Source organism: Micromonospora sp. NPDC018662 (genome assembly GCF_044391475.1).
Classification (GTDB): domain Bacteria; phylum Actinomycetota; class Actinomycetes; order Mycobacteriales; family Micromonosporaceae; genus Micromonospora.
This window is the reverse complement of sequence record NZ_JBISAC010000003.1, coordinates 630,946-649,723: the sequence shown is the minus strand read 5'-3', so window position 1 is coordinate 649,723 and position 18,778 is coordinate 630,946. Positions and strand designations below refer to the sequence as shown.

Genomic DNA, 18,778 nt, shown 5'->3' with positions numbered 1-18,778 from the left:
GGTCCTCCCTCGTTCCCACCGGATGTCACGTGTCGGCGGGCCGTTCGGTTCAGCCGGCGAGCAGGTCGGCGTGGTGCAGCACCGCCTCGACCCGGCCGGCGGCGGCCTCGACGAGCCGCCACTTGGTATACGTCGCGGCGGGGCCGGCCAGATGCGGGCGTTCCTCGACGGCCGCGTCGACCCAGCCGGTCAGCCACTCGGCGGTCAGCGCGGCCTGCTCCGGCCCGAGCCGCCACGGGGTGGACCGCACCGCCACCTCGACGCCGTGCCGACCGAACGCGGCCACTGTGGCGTCCACCGCGTCCGGCCCGAGCAGGGCCCGCCCGTCGACGGTCCGCCGCTGGTGGGCGTTGAACGCGTCCACCAGCTCGGCGTCGAGCGGATCCGCCGGGGCGAACTCCGCCCGGCCGGACACGGTGAGCGCGAACAGCGTCGGATGACCGACGCAGGCGTCCACCATCCGGTCGATCTCCTCGGCGGTGAGCATGTCCAGCAGCGCCGACGCGGTGATCAGGTGGGCGTCGGCCAGGTCGGCGCGGGTCAGTCGGGTGATGTCCGAGCCACGGGTGGTCACCGTGACCGGCTCGCCGTCGGCGGCGGTGAGCCCGCCGGCGGTGGCCAGTGCCAGCAGGTGCCTGTCGCGTTCGTGCAGCACCCAGCGCTGCGGGCCGGGCAGCCGGGGGGCGAGCCAGCGGGCCATCGACCCGGTGCCGCTGCCCAGGTCGTGCACGACCAGCGGGCGACCGGCGGGCAGCCGGTCGCGGGCCGCGTCGGCCAGCTCGACCGAGCGGGCAGCCGCGTCGGCGGGCTCGCGCAGCCGCAGCCAGTCCGCGAAGTCGGGCGGGAGTGAGGTGGTCATGCCGGGGTCGCCTCCTTCAGCGCCGTCGCCAGCCGGTCCACGGTGACCGACCAGCCGGTGAGGGTGTGCCGCCGCTGCCGGGCGGCGCGGCGCAGCCGGTCCCGTAGGCCGGGCTCGGTGAGCCAGCGGCGCAGCGCGTCGGCGGTCGCGCCCGGGTCCTCCGGCGGCGCCAGCAGGCCGGGCCGGCCGCCGCCGGGCGCGTGCCCGAGCGTGGCCGGCAGGCCGCCGGTGTCGCTGGCCAGCACCGGTACGCCCCGGGCCAGCGCCTCGGTCACCACCATGCCGTACGTCTCCCGCCGGGAGGGCTGGACCAGCAGATCGGCGGCGGCGTACGCGCCGGCCAGCTCGCCTCCGGTGCGCGGGCCGAGCAGGCGGACCCGGTCGGCCAGCCCGGCGGCGGCGAGCTCTCGGCGCAGCCGGGCCACGAACGCCGGGTCCCGGTCGAGCGGGCCGATCCAGTCGCAGGTCCAGTCCAGGTCGGTGACCTCGGCGAGCGCGGCGGCCAGCACGTCGTGGCCCTTGACCGGGGTGACCGCCGCGACGCAGAGCAGCCGCCCGCCGCCGGGCGTGCCGGGGGCGACCGGCGCCGGGTCGACGCCGGGCGGCGCGACAGTCACCCGATCGGGGTCGAGCGGGTAGCGGTCGAGCAGCCGGCGGCGGGTCCACTCGCTGGTGGCGACCACCGCGGTCGCCGCGTCGAGGGCCCGCCGCTCGGCCGCGTCCTCGATCGGCAGGTGCACCAGCACCACCAGGCGCAGACGCGCGGCGTGCGGGGCGAGCACGTCCGGCACGGTCGAGGCGACCAGGCCGTCGAGCAGCACGGTGGCGCCGCCGGGCAGCCCGGCGAGCAGCCCGGCCAGCGCGGACCGTTCCCGGTCCCCCGGGTGCGGCCAGCCGCCCGGCACCGGGTGCTCACGCACGGTCCAGCCGAGCGCCGCCAGCCCGCGACAGGCGTGCCGGTCGTAGGCGTTACCGCCGCTGGGGTTCGCCGGGTCGTCGATGTCGCCCGGCAGCACCACGTGGACGGCGGTCATCCGGTCACAGCGACCGCTCGTAGCTCGCCCAGGCGACATGTGACTCGTGCAGCGTGACGGTGATGCCGGCCAGGCCGCGGGCACCCTCCCCCAGCCGGCCGGCGTGCACCGCGTCGGCGAGCCGGTCGGCGACCGTGCGGGCCAGCACCTCGGTGGTGGTGTTCACCCCCGCGAAGGCCGGCTCGTCGTCCAGGTTGCGGTAGGTCAGCTCGCCCAGCACGGCCCTGAGCTGCTCGGTGGCCAGGCCGATGTCGACCACGATCCCGTCGGCGTCCAGCTCCGGCCGGCGGAACGTGGCGTCGACGACGAAGGTGGCGCCGTGCAGCCGCTGGGCCGGGCCGAACACCTCGCCGCGGAAACTGTGGGCGACCATCATGTGGTCCCGGACGGTCACGCTGAACACGTTCACTCCTCGCCGTAGGTGATGAGATGACAGAGCGCCGGCAGCTCACCCGAGGCGAGCCGGTCCAGCACGTCGGGCAGGTCGGTGAACCGGGACCGGCCGGTGAGCAGCGCGTCGAAGGCCGGGTCGGCCAGCAGGTCAAGGGCGACGGCGAGCCGGTCGGCGTAGCTGCGGTCGGCCCGCCGCGGCGACACGGTGCCGACCTGACTGCTGCGGATGCCGAGCCGCCGGGAGTGGAACACGCCGCCGAGGGCGAGCGTGACCGGACGGTCGCCGTACCAGCTCAGTTCCAGCACGGTCCCCTCCGGGCGGAGCAGTTCCAGGCCGCGTTGCAGCCCGTCGGCGCTGGCGCTGGCGTGCACCACCAGGTCGCGCTCGCCGGCCGCGTCGGCGGGCGAGGCGAAGTCGACACCGAGCGCCTCGGCGACCGCGGCCTTGCCCGGGTCGGCGTCGACCAGCTCGACCCGGACGCCGGGGAACCGGGCCAGCAGCGCGGTCACGCTGCACCCGACCATTCCCCCGCCGATCACGGTGACCCGGTCGCCGACCAGCGGCGCGGCGTCCCAGAGCGCGTTCACCGCGGTCTCCACGGTGCCGGCCAGCACCGCGCGGGCCGCCGGCACACCGTCCGGCACCACCACCACGGACCCGGCCGGGACCACGTACGCGGTCTGGTGCGGGTACAGGCAGAACACGGTACGCCCGCGCAGCTCCGCCGGGCCGGCCTCGACGGTGCCGACGTTGAGGTAGCCGTACTTGACCGGCGCCGGGAAGTCGCCGTCCTGGAACGGCGCCCGCATGGCGGCGTGCTGGTCGGTGGGGACCCGACCGGTGAAGACCAGCGTCTCGGTGCCCCGGCTGACGCCGGTGAACCGGGTGCGGACCAGCACCTCACCAGCGCCGGGCGGGTCGAGGCGGACCGGCCGGATCTCGCCCTGACCGGGGGCGCGGAGCCAGAACGCGTGGGCGTCGACGGTCACGAATCCTCCTCGTCTCCCGCATTCCGACCGAGTTGTCGATCATAAACACGGAAGCGGGGCGGCCCGGGTTCGAACCGCCCGACCCACCGGCCGCTCAGGCGGCCCGCCGCCGCTCCCCGGCCGGCCGGGTGTCCGACTCGCCGTGCTCGGCGCGGCGGCCGGCGTCCCCGGCCAGTCGCATCGCCCGACGGGCGGCGGTCAACGGCTCGCAGGGCGCCGGACGGCCGGCGCAGAGCAGGCTGGAGCACCGGCCGGCGGCGTCCGCCCGGTGCGCGGCGGCGACGTCGTACGCGCTGCGCCACAGCAACGGGTCGGTGACGCCGCGTGGCAGGACGGCGTCCTGACTGGACCTGGTCCGGATCGTGTCGGGCACCGGTGTTCCCCTTCCGTCGGCACTCCCGGTATCAGTGACCCGGTGAGTCGAGATCAAACCTCTCACCTGCGCGCCGGTGCCGACCAGCAATACATGTCACGTCCGGCTCAACGGCCCTCCGGAGGCTTGCCCTGCCACGGCCAGCGGCCGTCCAGCTCCACCTCCAGCGAGAAGCTGAGGAACGTCCGGACCAGCACGATCAACGCCAGCACGCCCACGCTGGTGAACGTGGGCGACACCGCGACCGTGCGGATGATGTCGCCGCCGACCAGGAACTCCAGGCCGAGCAGGATGGCCCGCCCGACCCCCTGCCGGTACGCCCGGTAGTGCGCCACCACCTGCCGGGTACGACCGCAGCGCACCGCGAACACCACCGAGGCGACCGTGACGCCGACCGCGATGACCAGCACCCCGGCCAGGTCCAGCAGCGCCCCGACGTGCTGGATGATCTCCTTCGTCGGCACCCGACACCCCCCGTACGCCTCAGCCTGGCGTATCCGGCGGGGCGGCGAGCGGGTTTCCGCGACCGCACCGCCGGTGCGGGACGTCCGGCCGGGACGGCGGGCCGGTGACCCGTGCCGTCCCGGCCGGCGGCGTCACTGCCCGATGGCGGCCTGCGGGCCGGCGTGGGTGCGCAGCAGGGCGGGCACGTCGGCGGCGGGGTCGAGCCGGTAGGTGTAGAAGCTCGACGGGGTGAACGCGAAGCCGCCGGTCTCGCGCTGGCCGGTGCAGCTCACGCAGACGCTGCCGGTCTGGCGCAGCTCGGCGGTGTCGTCGCGGTAGTAGGGGTCCTTGACGGTGTCGTAGTAGGTGTTCTCGATGACCATCCTGGTGGCGCCGCGGGAGTAGTTGCCGTAGCCGCGGACGTTCTGCAGGTAGTTGTTGTAGAGGTGGGCGTACGCGACGTTGTCGGTGCTGGGGTTGCGCACGTTGGTGTCGTGGATCCAGTTGTGGTGGATGGTGATGCGGGCGGTGACGTTGGTGGTCCAGCCGATGCCGAACGCCTTGTTGCCCTCGGCGATGACGTTCCAGGACACGGTCAGGTTGGTGGTGTCCTTGCGGCTGTCGATCAGGCCGTCGTTCATCCGCACGATCTGGTTGTGGTCGATCCAGATCCGGTCGGCGGTGTCCATCTGGATGCCGTCGTAGTCGAAGTCCTTGTCGTCCGGGTCGTCGGAGGTCATCCGGGTGTCACGGATGGTGAGGTTCCGGATGATCACGTTGCTGGTGCCGGTGCCGAGGTTGAATCCGCCGTTGACGATCTGGCCGTTCTTGCCGACGCCGACGATGGTCTTGTGGGACCTGACCGGGATCTCCCGGCCGTACGGGGTGATCGTGATGGCCGCGCCGACCCGGATCACGTACGGGGTGCTGGCCGAGGCGTAGCGTTCCAGGTCGGCCTGGTTGGTCACGGTGACCGTGGGGCCACCGGCCCCGCCGGTCGTGCCGGCCGCCCCGGCGAACCCGTCCGGCGTGTTCGCGTACGGGACACCGGCCGGCGGCGCGCTGGGGGTCGGGCTGGGCGGGGTCGGGCTGGGCGCGCCGGTGGTCGGGGCGCCCCCGCCGGCGCAGGCGGTGCCGTTGAGCGTGAACGCCGTCGGCGGCGGGTTGGTGGCGCCGCGCGAGCCGGTGAAGCCGAACGACACGCTGCCGCCGGTCGGCACCGCGGCGTTGTGGTCGACATTGGTCGCGGTGACGCTCGACGTACCGGTCGGAATCACCGCGTTCCACGCCTGGCTCACCTGCTGGCCGGCGGGGAACGTCCAGGCCAGCCGCCAGCCGTTGAGCGCGTCGCCCAGGTTGGTGACCGTCACGTCGGCGTTGAAGCCGCCGCCCCACTCGCTGGACACCCGGTAGTCGACCCGGCAGCCGGCCGCCGCCTGCGCGGTGACCGCGGTGACCGCGCCGGCCACCGCGAGCGCCGCGGTGGCGCCCAGCACCAGGCCGGTACGCCAGGACCGGCGCGTCGTCGGGTTCGTCATGTCCCTCTCCCGGGTGGTGTTCACAGCGGGTTCCAACCGTCGGTGCCGGCCAGGTACCGCTGCGGGGTGTAGTTCGCCGCCTGGGCGTCGCTCAACTGGGGACGGTTGCCGTTGACGGTAGCGCCGGGGCCGGTGTTCCGGTATTCGGAGAAGCGGGCGTTCTGCCAGGTGGCGTCGCCCATGTTGGTCCACGGCTGACTGATCTTGATGGTGTTGCTGAGCGTGGACTCGCGGTAGAGCACCTGGGCGCCCTGGCCCCAGGGACGGCCGAGGGTGGTGTTGTTGGTGCCGGTGCCGGTGATGGTGGACCGGTAGATCAGGAAGCCGTAGGTCTTGGCGGGGTCGGTTCTGGCGGCGGTGATGGCGCTGCCGGTGGAGCGCTTCTCGTGGATGGTGGAGGCGTTGATGACGATGGTGCCGTCGCCGAAGATGAAGTCGGTGGTGCCCTCGAGGTAGGAGTCGACCACGTACGCGCGGGCGCGGGCGTTGACCAGGAAGGTGTCCTGGTCGCCGAGGAGCCGCACGGAGCGCAGCACGGCCCGGTCGGCGTTGAGGTTCAGCGCGACGGCCTGCTGGTTGACGGTCGTGGAGTTCTCGTCGAAGTCGTTGGCGATGGTCAGGTTCTCCGCGACGAAGTTCGCGCCGTCGACGAACATGCTCGCGCTGGCGAAGGTGCCGCCGTTGTTCGCCGAGTTGTTGAACACGAGCACGGTGTTCGACGGGGACGAGCCGAGCCCCTGGAAGGTGATGTTCGGCTTGTTCGCCGGCACGCGCACCACCTGCCGGTAGGTGCCGGGCTTGATGGTGATGACCCGTCGGGTGGTGTTGTTCGCCGGCACCGCGTCCACCGCCTCCTGCACGGTGCGGTAGCTGCCGCTGCCGTCCGCGGCCACCGTCGGCTTGCCGGCCGGCGGCGGGGTGGTCGGGGTGGGCGTGGGCGTCGGGGTGGACGTGGGGGTGGCGGTCGGGGTGGACGTGGGGGTGGGGGTGGACGAGCCGCCGCAGGCGACGCCGTTGAGCGTGAACGCGGTAGGGCTCGGGTTGGTGGTGCCGCTCGATGCGCCGTTGAAGCCGACCTCGACGCTCGCGCCGGCGGCGATTGTCGCGTTCCAGTCGACGTTGGTGGCGACGACGGCCGCGCCGGACGAGCTGGCGGTGAAGCCCCACGCCTGCGTGACGGTCTGCCCGGCCGGGAACGTCCAGCCGAGACGCCAGCCGGTGAGCGTGTCACCGAGGTTACGGATGGTGATGGCCGCGCTGAAGCCGCCGGACCACTGCGTGGTGACCCGGTAGTCGACCTGGCAGCCCGCGGCGGCCTGGGACGGGCCGGCGGTGGCGATGCCCACGGCGGCGATGGCGGTGGTGACGAGGACGGCGAGCACGGCCGCCGTCCGTCGTCGGACGAGATGTCTCACGGTTCTCCCGGGGTTCGGTGCGGATGCGGTGTGGTCGCCCCCACCGTCACCGCCATCGCTGGCGGCGGCCCGCACGGCAGGGAGCGGTGCCCGGAACGGGTGCTGCCCGGCGACCCGTCAGCACACAGACGGGCCACCGCGACCGCGGCAACGGTTTTCCGCAGATTTCTCAGGAGATGGTCAGGTCGGCGCCGACGCCGGTTCCGGTGCCGAGGTAGCGGGTGGACGGCAACGTCCCGTCCGGCCGGCGCGGTCCCTCGGCCGCACCCGGGTCGGTCGACCGCAGCCGGACGGCGGTCCCGCCGTCCCACGAGTTGCCGGTGGCGTCCACGGCGCCGCGGGCCGGTACGGCGTTCTCCACGGCCAGGTTCCGTCGCGCCGTGGCGTCGCCGCCGGCCAGGTCGAAGCCGGCGCCGCCGTTGCGGAAGGCCGTGTTGCCGGTGAGGTCGATCGGCCCGCTGTTGGCCTCCACGCCGAAGCCGTGCCCCCGGTTGCCCCAGGCCGCGTTCCCCCGCACCCGGTGCCCGGCCGGGATCGGCTCACCGCCGCCGAGGGAGAAGCCGTACCCGTTGCTGTCCCAGCCGGCCACGCCCCAGCGGTTCTGCCCGTTGCCGTAGGACCAGTTCCGCTCCACGGTCACCGGGTCGGCGAACCCGCCGAGGTCGACGCCGTCGTCGGCGTTGTGGAAGGCCCGGTTGCCGCGCAGCACGTTCCCGGCGCCGGTGCCGAACTTGACCGCCAGCCCGATCCCGGAGCCGCCCGGGTCCGCCGGGTCGTAGCTGCGGAAGAAGTCGCTGTCGAGCACCTGGTTGTCGACCGTCCCCGGGTCGCGCAGCGTCAGGCCGGAACGGACGTTGTCGTGCATGGACAGCCGGCGGAACACGGTGTGGGCGCAGGACCGGCAGACCCAGGCGTGGCTGCGGGAGCCGCGTACCTCGAGGTCCTGCACGGTCCACCAGGCGGTCCGCTGGGTGACCGCCCACTTGTCGGCGGGGATCGCGGCGGCGTCGAGCACCGGCCGCTCGGCCCGGTAGGCGCCGAGCACGATGCGCCGGTCCGCGGCGCCGTCGGTGGTGATGGTCACCGGCTCGGTCATCCGGTAGGTGCCGCCGCGCAGCGCGATGGTCTGGCCGGGCCGGACCACCTCGACCGCCCGGCCCAGCGTGGCGAACGGGCGGCGGAGACTGCCGTCGCCGTCGTCGCGGCCGTCCGGGGCGACGATGATGTCGGCGTCGGTGACGCCGGTGCGCGCCCGCGACGGCCGAGGCGTCGGGGTGCCACTCGGCGATCCGGACGGCGCGGGCGGGGCGGACGGGCCACCGCGGGCCGGCATCGTCGGCGCGGCGGCCACCACGCCGTCGCGGACGTCGGGCTCGTGGCGCACGGCGAGGACGAGCCCGCCGGCGGCCAGGACCGCGACCGTGCCCGCCGCGACCGCGGCCTGGTGCGACAGCATCCGCCGCAGGCCGCCCGCCACGCCCGACGCGGCGGTCGACGCCGCCGGCGCGACCGCCCGGGCCTCGACCGCCGCGCGCAGCCCGGCCGGCACCGCCAGCCCGGCCAGCACGGGCAGCACCCGCTCGGGCGCGACAGCACGTCCGCCGGCCGCGAGGCACGCCGGACAGCCGAGCACGTGCCGGCCCAGCCGCTTGCGCCACAGCGGGACGAGCACGCCGTCCCAGCCCCGCGCGGCCAGCGCCAGCCCCGGGCAGCGCGGCCGGGCCCGCCACGCGGCCAGCACGGTGTACGCCTGCGCGAGCCGCGCCCGCATCCGCTGCACCCGGACCGCCGCGTGCGCCGGCGCGACGGTCAGCGCCTCGGCCAGGTCCGCGCGGGTCAGCTCACCGGTGAGCTCCTGCCACCACAGCGCGAGCACCTCGCGGTCGTCGGGGTCGAGCCAGGCGACCGCGGCGAGCACGGTCCGCCGCTCGGCGTCCCGCGCCATCCCGGCCAACGCCTCGCCGGCCACGTCGACCGCCGGGTCCGGCACCTCCGCGTACGCCTCCAGCGGCGCCTGCCGGGCGGCGGCCCGCCGGCGGGCGTGCTCCCGGACCTGGCGGATGGCGATGGTGACCAACCAGGCCCGGAAGCGTTCCGGGTCGCGCAACGCGGGCAGCCGCTCGACCACCCGCAGCATGACCTCCTGGACCACGTCGTCGACGTCGGCGTGCCCGGCCAACGCGCGGCCGACCACGTTGTAGACCAGCGGCAGGTGGGCGGCGAGCAGCGCGGTGAGCGCGCTCCGGTCACCGCGGCGCGCGGCCGCCACCAGCTCGACGTCCGCCGCCGCCGTCACCGCGCACCGCCCTCCGGCCCCCGCGGGATCCCGACCACCGGCGATCGTGGGAGCGCGCCCACGAGGCTGGCACAGCGGTTACCGGCATGTAAACACCGGCCGGCTCAGTCCTGCGCGCGCCAGCGGTAGAAGACGGTGGCCACCTGGTCCTGCGGGCCGTGGCAGAGGTCCGGCCGGTACGGCTCGACGTACGGGCCGAGGTCCCGCCGCACCTTGTCGAACGCCGCCGTGTCGGTGTGCTGGTCGCGGGTGGCCTCGGCGGCCGCGGACTCCTGCTCCAGCAGGTGCACGTAGACGTCGTCGATCGAGTAGAGCCAGCGCCCGGTGACGCCCAGCTCGGTCGGCAGCGGCCCGGCGTCGGACTCGGCGAAGACCCGGGCCACGTCGGGTTCGGCGCCCGGCTTGATCCGCCCCACGATCACGGTCAGCGTGGTGTCGTCGGGCGGCTGGCCCTCCGGCGCCCAGTGGTAGAACTCCTTGGCCACCGAGTCCGACGGGTTCTTCCAGTACCGCGGGTACGGCGTCACGTACGGGCCGATCTCCTCGGCGATCTTCTGGAACGCGGGCAGCCCGCGGGTCTGCCCGGAGATCCTCGGGTCCTGCTCACGTTCGATCACGTGCAGGTAGAGGTCGTGGTGCGACAGCAGGTACCGGCCGATGACGCCGAGGTCCTGCGGTCGGGTGATCTGGTCGTAGTGGCCGAAGACGTTGCCGACGATCTCGTCGCTGCCGGGGACCATGTGGCAGACGATCACGTTCCGGAAGACCATGACGTGCTCCTTGGCTGGGTGGGCGGGCTAGACGGTGAAGGTGACCGGCAGTTCCAGCAGGCCGCGGAAGGGCGAGGCGGCGGGCAGCCGGCGCACCTCGGCGAGCGGCACGGCGAGCCGCAGCCCGGGCAGCCGGCGCAGCAGCGCGGAGAGCGCGAGCAGCGCCTCCATCCGGGCCAGCGAGACGCCCAGGCAGTAGTGCACGCCGTGACCGAAGCCGAGGTGCGGCCCCCGGACCCGGCGCAGGTCCAGCCGGTCCGGGTCGGCGAAGTGGGCCGGGTCGTGGTTCGCCGCGTTGATCGCCACCCCGACGATCGACCCGCGCGGGATGCGTACCCCCTGGTATTCGACGTCCTCGGTGGCGATGCGCGGGCTGGCCACCGGCAGCGGGCCGTCGAACCGGAGCAGCTCCTCGATCGCGGTGGGCAGCAGGCGCGGCGTGCTGCGCAGCAGTTCCAGCTGCTCGGGGTGGGTGAGCAGGGCCAGCACCGCGTTGCCGAGGAAGTCGGCGGTGGTCTGGTGGCCGGCGAACAGCAGCAGGAACGTGGTGGTCACCAGCTCCGCCTCGGACAGCGTCCGGTCCCGGTCGACCGCGGCCACGAGCACGCCGATGATGTCGTCGGCCGGGTCGTCGCGCTTGGCCCGGACCAGGTCGGTCAGGTAGCGGTGCAGTTGCGCCTGGGCCTCCTGCACCGCCGCCCGTTCCTCCTCCGGCGGGCGGCTGGTCGAGCCGGAGGTGCGGATGACCTGGGTCCAGTCGAGCACCCGGTCGTGGTCGGCCGGCGGCACGCCGAGCAGCTCGCAGATGACAGTCATCGGCAACGGGATGGCGAAGTCCCGCATCAGGTCCGCCTCGCCGCGCGGCGCCATCTTGTCGATCAGGTGCTCGACGGTGGTGGCCACCCGGGGCCGCAGTGCCTCGATCCGCCGCGGCGCGAACGCCTGCGACACGACCCGACGCAGCCGGGTGTGCTCGGGCGGGTCGGAGTTGAGCATGTTGCGGTTCAGCCCCTCCGAGTTCGGGCCGAAGATCCGCAGGAAGTGCCGGTCCGGTCCGTAGAGGTCCTTGGACAGCCGCGGGTCGGTCAGCGCCGCCCGCGCGTCCTCGAAGCGGGTGATCAGCCAGGAGTCGAAGCGCGGCGACCGCACCGGGCAGACCGGCCGCTGCGCGCGCAGCCGGGCGAAGGTGGGATAGGGGTCGGCCGCGAACGCGTCCGTGTACAGCTCGCCGGCGGGCACCGCGTCCTCGGTCATCGGACCTCCCCCGGCTCGCCGGTCACGCTGTGTAACACCTGGTAGGTGTGCCGTTCCGCGGACTCGCGCAACTCCCGGACCACACGCAGCAGCCGGTCCCGGTGGGCGCTGCGGCCGAACGCGTCCAGCCGCTCCCGGTCGGCCCAGTCGCTGATCACCAGATAGGTGCGCGGATCGTCCGCGTCGCGGACCAGGTCCTGGTGCAGGCAGCCGTCCAGCGTGCGGATCTCCTCGGCGGCGGTGCGCCACTCGGCCTCGAACCGTTCCTCGCAGCCCTCCCGGGTCCGCATCGCCAGCACCGTGCGGACCCGGCTCACCGGACGCCGCCGAACACCAGGCACAGGTGCTTGCGGAGCGCGTCGGCGTCGACCGGGGCGCCGCGGAACCCGACGTGCCCGTCCGGGCGGATCAGGTAGAGCCCGGTGCCGGTCAGGCCGTACCCGGCGCGGAACCGCCGGTCGGCGTCGTGCAGCACCGGTGGGTCGGCCAGCCGCGGTTCGTCGACGTCCGGGTCGAGCAGCAGGTACGCGTCCAGCTCGCCGCCGGCCTGCCGCCGTGCGTCGGCGCAGAGGTCGGCGAACCCGGCCAGCTCCGCCGCGTCCGCCGTGGCGTCGGCGTAGAGCAGCAGCGTGTGCCCGGTGCCCCGGGTCAGGTCCCGCAACCGCAGCGGGTGCCCGACGCCGCGCCGGCGCAGGCCCTCGACGTCCGGCGCGCGGTCGCCGGGGCGGGGTGCGTCGCCGAGCGCGGCCGGGTCGGCGACGGTCTCCCCGACCACCGGGCTGCCGGCGTAGCTGAGCAGCAGGGACATCTCCTGGAGGAACTGCCGTTCCAGGTCGGCGCGGTCCACCTCCTCGGTGCCCGCCATCCGCACCGCGCGGCCGACGATCTCCTCGCCCTCCGGGCGCCGCTCGGCCTCGTAGCTGTCCAGCAGCCCGGGGGCGGCGTGCCCGCGGACCGCCAGGGCCAGCTTCCAGGCCAGGTTCCAGGCGTCCTGGATGCCGGTGTTCATGCCCTGGCCGCCGGCCGGCGGGTGCAGGTGGGCGGCGTCGCCGGCGACGAAGACGCGACCGTGCCGGTAGCGGTCGACGATGCCGTGACTGATCCGGAACACCGACGACCAGCGCAGGTTCGTCGCCCGGGTGCCGGGCGGGGCGAGCCGGTCGAGGGCGGCCTGCACGTCGTCGAGCGTCGGCGAGGCGAGTTCCTCGCTGAACCCGGGCGGGGCGTCCTGACCGCCGGTCTGGGCGAAGAACCGGGGCGGGGCCAGCGTGGCGATGCGGTACCGGTGCTCCCCGCGCAGCGGGACGCAGACCAGCATCCCGTCCATCTTCCCGTCGGTCAGGTGCAGGAACCGCAGCAGGTGCCCGTCCGGCATGTCCCAGTCCACGTCCACGTCGACGAGCATGAACAGTTGCGGGAAGCGGCCGAGCCCGCCGGTGAAGGTGAGACCGAGCCGCTCCCGGACCCGGCTGTGCGCGCCGTCGCAGCCGATCAGGTACGCCGCACGCACGGTCTCGGTGCCGCCGTCGGCGGTGCGGACGGTGGCGGTGACGCCGTCGCCGTCCTGGGTGAAGTCGACCAGTTCGGCGCCGCGCCGGGGGCGCACCCCGAGCGTGGCCAGCCGGTCGGTGAGGATCCGCTCGGTCTCGTACTGCGGCAGGCCGAGGTGGGCGTACGGCAGGCCGGGCAGCTCCCAGCTCATCCGGTGCGTCTGCGCGCCGTTGACGAAGACCATGTTGCCGGTGAGCCAGATGCCGGCGTCCATCGCCTCCCGGACGACGCCCTGCTCCTCCCAGATCTCCATGGTGCGGCAGTGCACGCCGATCGCCTTGTCGGCCTGGTCGGGCGGGGTCGCCAGCCGGTCGATCACCCGGCAGTCGACGCCGCGCCGGGCCAGCTCGACGGCGGCGGTGAGCCCGGTGGGGCCCGCCCCGACCACCAGTACGTCAGTTGTCCTCTGCACGTCGGCCTCCCTGCCCGTGGTGTGGTGTCGCCGGTCGTCCGCGTCGGGTACGACGTGGAAGAGGCGGCGTCGGATGTCGAGGAGGAACGGCGCGATCGGCCCGGCCTGCGCCGAGGCGTGCGCCGGGTCGGCGATCCAGCCGAGGAACTCGGCCGCGCCGTCCCACTCGGCGAAGATGTGGTGCACGTCCGAGCCGGGTTCGCGTAACAGCTGTTCCCGCCGGTAGCCCGGCACGGCCGTCATCCGCCGCACCACCTCGGGGTAGCCCCGGTGGAACTCGGCGAGCCGGGCGCCCGGCACGATCAGCTCCACGTCGACGTAGACCGGGCCGCCCCCGTCGGCGTCCTCCCGCATCGGCGGGTAGTCCGGCGGTCCGGCCGGCTCGGTGAGCGGCCGGAGCAGCTCGGCCAGGCGTGCCGCCACCGGCCCGTCCCGGTAGGCGCGCAGCGCCGCCTCGTCGGCCCACTCGGTGACCACGACGAAGCCGTACGGGTCCAGGGCGTCGCGCAGCAGCTCGTGCCGGAGACTGCCGGGGAGCGCGTTGAGCTGCCCGGCGACCGTCTCCCAGGCCGGCCCCACCGCGGGCTCGCATCCGGGACGCGCGCGTTTCCGGAGCATCGTCCTGATCATTACGTCCCCTCGCGCCGTGCCGCCTCGTGCCGCGACCCTGCCGCAGGTCGCGTCAACCGGCCGTCACGGGCGCCGCTCGGGGTGTCGTCGTCCGGTGACGCCACCGGGACGTCACGCGCGTCGACCTCGACCGCGTCGGCCTACCGGTCCGCCTCGGTACGCGGCCTCGTCGCCGGCGACCAGGTCACGTCGTAGCGCGCACCGGACACCGACGCGGCGAACGCGGTCGCCGCGGCCGGCGAGTCGGCGATGCGCCAGTCCGTCTCCTTGTCCACCTCGAACCAGATCAGCCCGATCAGGTTCCGGTAGCGGGGCAGCGAGGCGAACGTCTCCCGGATCCACCGCGCCTTGCGCGTCTCGACGTCGGAGGCGCCGGTCTCGGTGACGACCAGCGGCTTGCCGGTGAAGGTGCGGATCTCGGCGATGGTCGGGCCGAAGATCTGGTCGAACGACCAGTACGTCTTGGTGAACGCGCCGGTGCCGTAGTAGCCGGTGACGCCGACCCAGTCGACGTAGTCGTCGCCCGGGTAGAGGCCGCCCAGCCCGGCGGTCGTCTTGTCCCACCGGGCGTTCGGGCTCCACACCCAGGCGACGTCGGTGGCCCCGGCTGCGGTGAACACGTCGTGCACGTGCCGCCAGGCGCGCACGTAGTCGCCCGGGTGGTTGCCGTTGGCCCGCTCGCTCCACGGGTACCAGTCGCCGTTCATCTCGTGCGCGAACCGGATGGCGATCGGGTAGCCGAGCGACCGCACCCCCTCGGCCCAGGACCGCAGGTAGCCGTCGAAGTCGCCGCGGGCGATGCGGTCCAGGCGGTAGTCCGGCTGGGTGGACCGGAGCCGGTCGACCTGACGGTCGGTCAGCCCGGTGCGCCGGGCCGCCTCGTCCACGGTGTGGTCCCAGGGCTCCCAGCCCAGCATCGGCATCATGCCCCGGTCCGCGATCCGGTCGAAGAGGCTCCGGTCGAAGGTGGCCGACGCCCAGCTCGCGCCGAAGAGCAGCACCTGCGGCGCCCGCCGGGCGGCGGTGGTGAACCGGTCCACGGCGGTGAGGTCGTACGGGCCCTTGTCGGTCATCACCCCGAGGAACGCCCGGCCGGCCGGCGGGAAGACGCCCGCGGTGGGGTCGGCCGTGGTCGGGGCGTCGGCCGTCGACACCGCCCGGGGCGGGACCGGCGCGGGGGCCGGCGCCGGGTCGCGCCGGAGACCGGGCGCCACCACGAAGGCGTACGCCAGCAGCAGCACGCCGGCCAGCGCCAGCCCCACCCGGGGCGCGGTCGGCCTCAGCACGGCGCACCGCCGCCGACCGGCGTCGACACCGACCGCTCCGGTACCGGCTCGTCCCGGCCGGCCCGGACCCGCTCCGCCCAGGCGATCAGCGGCGGCGCGATTCCGGTGACCAGCGTCAACGCCGGCCAGACCCGCAGCAGCGGGTGGTCGTGGTCCAGCGCGAAGCTGGCCCCGAGCAGGCCGGCGGCGGCCGCCGCCCAGCACAGGTGCAGCCGGAACGTCCTGGGCGACTCGGCGGTACGCAGCGTCCCCTTGGCGGTGACCACGAAGCCGAGCCGGCGGCGCAGCACCGCGCCCACCGCCGCGGCCAGGTAGACCGGCCCGGCGAACAACGCGAGCGCCATGCCGACCATGCCCACCTCCTCCCGCTCGTGCGGGGCGATGTTGAAGCGGCGCAGCCAGAGCCACAGCAGGAACCAGGTGCCGATGGTCGTGCCCCACAGCGCGGCCCACACCTGCGGGTCGAGCCGGCCCGCGTCGACGCCGGTGAGCAGGTACAGCGCGGTGGCGGCGTTGCCCAGCAGCAGGCTGACCGCCACGCTCGGGTAGTAGAACTGGAGCAGGCGGTACTGCCAGCGGCGGCGGGCCGGCAGCTCGCGCGGCGCGCGCAGCTCACGGCGGAGCAGGATCTCGCAGATGCCGGCCGCCCAGCGCTTCTGCTGGTTGAAGTAGTCGGCCCAGGAGGTCGGCCCCTCCCCCAGCGCCACCACGTCCGGGGTGTAGACGCCCTTCCACCGGCGGCCGGTGGCCGGGTTGACGGCGGCGTGGATCCGGATGCTGGTGAGGTGGTCCTCGATGATCGAGTCCTGGTAGCCGCCGATGGTCCGCCACGCCGCCGGCCGGTAGAGATGGCCGGTGCCGGTGAGCAGCGGGGCGTCCAGCCCGTTTCCGCCCCGGGCGATCAGGCCGTTGTAGAGGTACTGCTGCACCGAGGCGCCGTGGGCGACGAAGTTCTGGTGCATGTTGCCGTACACCTGGGGGGTCACCACGAACGCGACGTCGGGGTCGCGGAAGTAGCCGAGCGTGCGTTCCAGGAAGTGCGGCAGCGGCACGTGGTCCGGGTCGACGTTGGCCACCACGTCGTAGCGGTGCTCGTGCTCGGCCCGCCAGGCGTTGTGGTTGCCGGACTTGGTCCGGGCCCGGAACTCGCCGCGCGGCTGGTTGTACTCCGGCCGGCCCCGGCGGGTGAAGTGCCGGACGCCCAGCCGCGCCGCCATCGCCCGCACCGCCGGGTCGTCCCCCTCGTCGAGGATCCACACGTCGACCTGTCCGCAGTAGACGATCTCGCGGAGCCGGCGCAGCGTCCGCTCCGCGACGTCGAGCGGCTCCTTGCTCGGCACGATCGTGGTGAGCAGCGCCACCCGGAGGCCGACCGGCGGATCGACCGGCACCGGATCCTTGGCGTGGAAGGCGAACACCCACACCACCACGTTCTGCGCCAGCCGGATCAGCTCGATGCCGACCACCACACAGAACGCGAGCCGGGCGGCGAGCGTCGGCCAGCCGCCCGGCCCGACGACGCCCGGCCCGGGCACGTGCTGCGGCAGCAGCAGCCAACCGACGAAGAGCAGGCCGGCGGCGCTGTTGACCAGCACCAGCAGGGTGAGCACCGCCCGCGCGGCGACCGAGACGGCGGGGCGGAGTTCGACCGGCGCGTCGGGGCGCCGGGGCGGGCGCAGCGGTCCGGCCGTGGCGCCGCAGCGCGCGTACGCCAGGCGGGCCCGGATGTTGCGCTGCCGTCGGTCGGAACCCGGCGGGACGGGCCGCCCGGGCGGGGCGCCCACCCGTGGGCGGTCACCGGACGGCCCCGGCCGGGTGGCGCGGGACAGGCGTGTATCGGCGGCGACGGCCAACGTTTCCCCCATGGTCTGCATCGGGCTCGCCAGGAACCCCGACCGATGCTAAGCGGACAACCAGGTGAGAAGAGGGCGAATCAGGCGGATGTCCGCCGTTGGTCGGTCAGCAGGACCACCGTGAACCCGGCCGGCCGCCACACCTGCGCCGGCCGGTACCCGGCCCGCAGCGCCCGCGCCGCCGCGCCGGCGCCCTCCCCGGGCAGCCACGGGCCACGCGGATGACCGGGCTGGATCAGCCACAGCCGGCGCGGGACCACGCCGCACCCGGCACAGTCGGGGCCCGGCCGGGTGGCGAACACGTCGACCGACCGGGCGGCGAACACGTCGACCGGCCGGCGGTCGGCGGGCACGTAGCGCGCCACCAGCGTCCGCGCCGCCGCGTCGCCGTAGAGCACCCCGTCCCCGGGCCGCCCCAGCCCGCCGACGATCGCCGCGACCCGGCGGGGGTCCTGGCCGTGCCCGTCGGGTCCCCGCGCGGCCACCTGGGCCGGCGCGCCCACCAGGGCGATCACCGCCAGCCCGACCACCGCCCCGCGGGCACGCAGCCGGGCCAGGGCCACGGCGGCGAGCACCGCCCAGGCCGGCAGCGTGAAGAGCAGGCCGGCCGGCGACCAGACCGGGACCACCCGCGCCACCAGCAGCAGCCCGAGCGCCGGGACCAGCGCCCACGCGGTACAGATCGCGGCGGCGTAGCGGAGCGGGAGGCTGAACAGCGCCAGCACGGCCAGCACCGCGCCGAGCGCGGCGACGCCGAACACCTCCCGGGGCGTGGTCGCCAGGACGCCCGGATCGACGCGGACACCGGGCGGAGGGAGTCCGCCGTCGCGCGCGCCGGACCAGAGCAGCGCGGCGACGCCGAGCACGCCCGGCGTCGCCGCGGCCAGCCAGCGACCGGCCGTCCGGCGCCGGAAGGCGAGCACGACCCACCCGTGGCCGGCGAGCAGCAGCACCGCGCCGGCCTGGCACAGGCCGAGCAGGAGCACCACACCGGCGTACGCGGTGAGCCGTCGCGCGGTCGGCCGCTGAAGGACCGGCAGCAGCAGCCAGGTGGCGAGCACGGCGGCGAACAGTGCCGCCGCGTACGGTTGGGCCTCCTGCGCGTACCGGGTCGAGGACGGCAGCACCGCGAGCAGCGCACCGGCCAGCACCCCCGTGCCGGGCGCGAACATCCGCGCGGCCAGCGCGCCGACCAGCGCCGCGGCCGCGATCATCGCCAGCAGCGACGGTACGCGCAGCGCGAGGTCGCTCGCGCCGAACAGCGCCGCCCAGCCGCGCATCAGCAGGTAGTACGGCGCCAGCGCCGGGTCACCGCCCCACGCGTCGCGCCACGGGGACGTGGCGGCGCGCCAGGTGGCCAACTCCTCGGTCCGCAGCCCCGGCGTCCCGAGACCGGCCCCGCCGAGCCCGCCGGTCAGCAGCGCCGGCAGCAGCCAGGCGGCGATCCGCCACCGGGCGGGGCCGGCCGTGACGCGGGCGGCGGCCCGGCGCGGGCGTGCCGGCCGGTCCTCGCCCCACGGGTCCTCGACGCCGGCCTCGGCCGGCCCGATCCGGGGCAGGACCATGGTGTCCGCGTCCATCATCGTGACTCACGCATCCCCTGTGGGCCGGCACCAGGATCTCCGCCTCGAGGCGGGTCGACATCCCGGAGCCTACGGAGTTCACCTTCGACATAAGCCC

16 protein-coding genes are annotated in these 18,778 nt (G+C 74.8%); all 16 read right to left on the bottom strand.

Annotation, left to right across the window (positions count from 1 at the left end; all coding sequences use genetic code 11):
• Positions 1 to 49: 49 nt before the first annotated feature.
• A complete protein-coding gene (locus ACH495_RS12480; RefSeq protein WP_396857815.1) occupies positions 50 to 859 on the bottom strand; it encodes an SAM-dependent methyltransferase in 810 nt (269 codons plus the stop codon).
• Positions 856 to 1,893 (bottom strand): glycosyltransferase family 4 protein, encoded by a 1,038-nt coding sequence (locus ACH495_RS12475; protein WP_396857814.1) that lies wholly within the window; start codon positions 1,891 to 1,893, stop codon positions 856 to 858. Before ACH495_RS12475 ends, ACH495_RS12480 begins: the two co-directional genes overlap by 4 nt.
• Positions 1,894 to 1,897: 4 nt before the next feature.
• On the bottom strand, positions 1,898 to 2,296 hold the full coding sequence (locus ACH495_RS12470) for a 6-carboxytetrahydropterin synthase (protein ID WP_181568807.1): 399 nt from the start codon (positions 2,294 to 2,296) through the stop codon (positions 1,898 to 1,900).
• A 2-nt stretch (positions 2,297 to 2,298) separates the two neighbouring features.
• Positions 2,299 to 3,276 (bottom strand): zinc-binding alcohol dehydrogenase, encoded by a 978-nt coding sequence (locus tag ACH495_RS12465; RefSeq protein WP_396857813.1) that lies wholly within the window; start codon positions 3,274 to 3,276, stop codon positions 2,299 to 2,301.
• 94 nt (positions 3,277 to 3,370) lie between these two features.
• Positions 3,371 to 3,649 (bottom strand): hypothetical protein, encoded by a 279-nt coding sequence (locus ACH495_RS12460; protein WP_396857812.1) that lies wholly within the window; start codon positions 3,647 to 3,649, stop codon positions 3,371 to 3,373.
• Positions 3,650 to 3,756: 107 nt separating this feature from the next.
• The gene (locus ACH495_RS12455; RefSeq protein ID WP_396857811.1) at positions 3,757 to 4,113 is read right to left on the bottom strand and encodes a DUF1622 domain-containing protein; all 357 of its coding nucleotides are present in this window, start codon (positions 4,111 to 4,113) and stop codon (positions 3,757 to 3,759) included.
• Positions 4,114 to 4,245: 132 nt separating this feature from the next.
• The gene (locus ACH495_RS12450) at positions 4,246 to 5,631 is read right to left on the bottom strand and encodes a cellulose binding domain-containing protein (RefSeq protein WP_396857810.1); all 1,386 of its coding nucleotides are present in this window, start codon (positions 5,629 to 5,631) and stop codon (positions 4,246 to 4,248) included.
• A gap of 20 nt (positions 5,632 to 5,651) precedes the next feature.
• A complete protein-coding gene (locus ACH495_RS12445; RefSeq protein WP_396857809.1) occupies positions 5,652 to 7,046 on the bottom strand; it encodes a pectinesterase family protein in 1,395 nt (464 codons plus the stop codon).
• 169 nt (positions 7,047 to 7,215) lie between these two features.
• Positions 7,216 to 9,342 carry a sigma-70 family RNA polymerase sigma factor gene (locus ACH495_RS12440; protein ID WP_396857808.1) on the bottom strand — a complete coding sequence of 709 codons (2,127 nt, stop codon included), beginning with the start codon at positions 9,340 to 9,342 and terminating at the stop codon, positions 7,216 to 7,218.
• 104 nt (positions 9,343 to 9,446) lie between these two features.
• Positions 9,447 to 10,112, bottom strand: coding sequence for a TcmI family type II polyketide cyclase (locus ACH495_RS12435; RefSeq protein ID WP_396857807.1), 666 nt, complete (start codon positions 10,110 to 10,112; stop codon positions 9,447 to 9,449).
• Positions 10,113 to 10,139: 27 nt separating this feature from the next.
• Positions 10,140 to 11,366 (bottom strand): cytochrome P450, encoded by a 1,227-nt coding sequence (locus tag ACH495_RS12430; RefSeq protein WP_396857806.1) that lies wholly within the window; start codon positions 11,364 to 11,366, stop codon positions 10,140 to 10,142.
• Positions 11,363 to 11,656, bottom strand: a complete 294-nt coding sequence (locus ACH495_RS12425) for a putative quinol monooxygenase (protein WP_396857805.1) — start codon at positions 11,654 to 11,656, stop codon at positions 11,363 to 11,365. The genes ACH495_RS12430 and ACH495_RS12425 overlap by 4 nt, the downstream gene beginning before the upstream one ends.
• A gap of 23 nt (positions 11,657 to 11,679) precedes the next feature.
• Positions 11,680 to 13,947: an FAD-dependent monooxygenase gene (locus ACH495_RS12420; protein ID WP_396857804.1), complete on the bottom strand. Its 2,268-nt coding sequence runs from the start codon at positions 13,945 to 13,947 to the stop codon at positions 11,680 to 11,682.
• A gap of 152 nt (positions 13,948 to 14,099) precedes the next feature.
• Positions 14,100 to 15,245, bottom strand: a complete 1,146-nt coding sequence (locus tag ACH495_RS12415; protein ID WP_396857803.1) for a glycoside hydrolase family 26 protein — start codon at positions 15,243 to 15,245, stop codon at positions 14,100 to 14,102.
• Positions 15,239 to 17,110 (bottom strand): glycosyltransferase family 2 protein, encoded by a 1,872-nt coding sequence (locus ACH495_RS12410; protein WP_396857802.1) that lies wholly within the window; start codon positions 17,108 to 17,110, stop codon positions 15,239 to 15,241. Before ACH495_RS12410 ends, ACH495_RS12415 begins: the two co-directional genes overlap by 7 nt.
• A 68-nt stretch (positions 17,111 to 17,178) precedes the next feature.
• Positions 17,179 to 18,681, bottom strand: a complete 1,503-nt coding sequence (locus ACH495_RS12405; protein WP_396857801.1) for a glycosyltransferase family 39 protein — start codon at positions 18,679 to 18,681, stop codon at positions 17,179 to 17,181.
• Positions 18,682 to 18,778: the final 97 nt, after the last annotated feature.

What these genes read in the sequence shown, in the direction of transcription:
- ACH495_RS12480 (WP_396857815.1), bottom strand. Translation starts at nt 859, where the DNA reads ATGACCACCTCACTCCCGCCCGACTTCGCGGACTGGCTGCGGCTGCGC.
- ACH495_RS12475 (WP_396857814.1), bottom strand. Translation starts at nt 1,893, where the DNA reads ATGACCGCCGTCCACGTGGTGCTGCCGGGCGACATCGACGACCCGGCG.
- ACH495_RS12450 (WP_396857810.1), bottom strand. Translation starts at nt 5,631, where the DNA reads ATGACGAACCCGACGACGCGCCGGTCCTGGCGTACCGGCCTGGTGCTG.
- ACH495_RS12435 (WP_396857807.1), bottom strand. Translation starts at nt 10,112, where the DNA reads ATGGTCTTCCGGAACGTGATCGTCTGCCACATGGTCCCCGGCAGCGAC.
- ACH495_RS12430 (WP_396857806.1), bottom strand. Translation starts at nt 11,366, where the DNA reads ATGACCGAGGACGCGGTGCCCGCCGGCGAGCTGTACACGGACGCGTTC.
- ACH495_RS12425 (WP_396857805.1), bottom strand. Translation starts at nt 11,656, where the DNA reads ATGCGGACCCGGGAGGGCTGCGAGGAACGGTTCGAGGCCGAGTGGCGC.
- ACH495_RS12420 (WP_396857804.1), bottom strand. Translation starts at nt 13,947, where the DNA reads ATGCTCCGGAAACGCGCGCGTCCCGGATGCGAGCCCGCGGTGGGGCCG.
- ACH495_RS12410 (WP_396857802.1), bottom strand. Translation starts at nt 17,110, where the DNA reads ATGGGGGAAACGTTGGCCGTCGCCGCCGATACACGCCTGTCCCGCGCC.
- ACH495_RS12405 (WP_396857801.1), bottom strand. Translation starts at nt 18,681, where the DNA reads ATGATGGACGCGGACACCATGGTCCTGCCCCGGATCGGGCCGGCCGAG.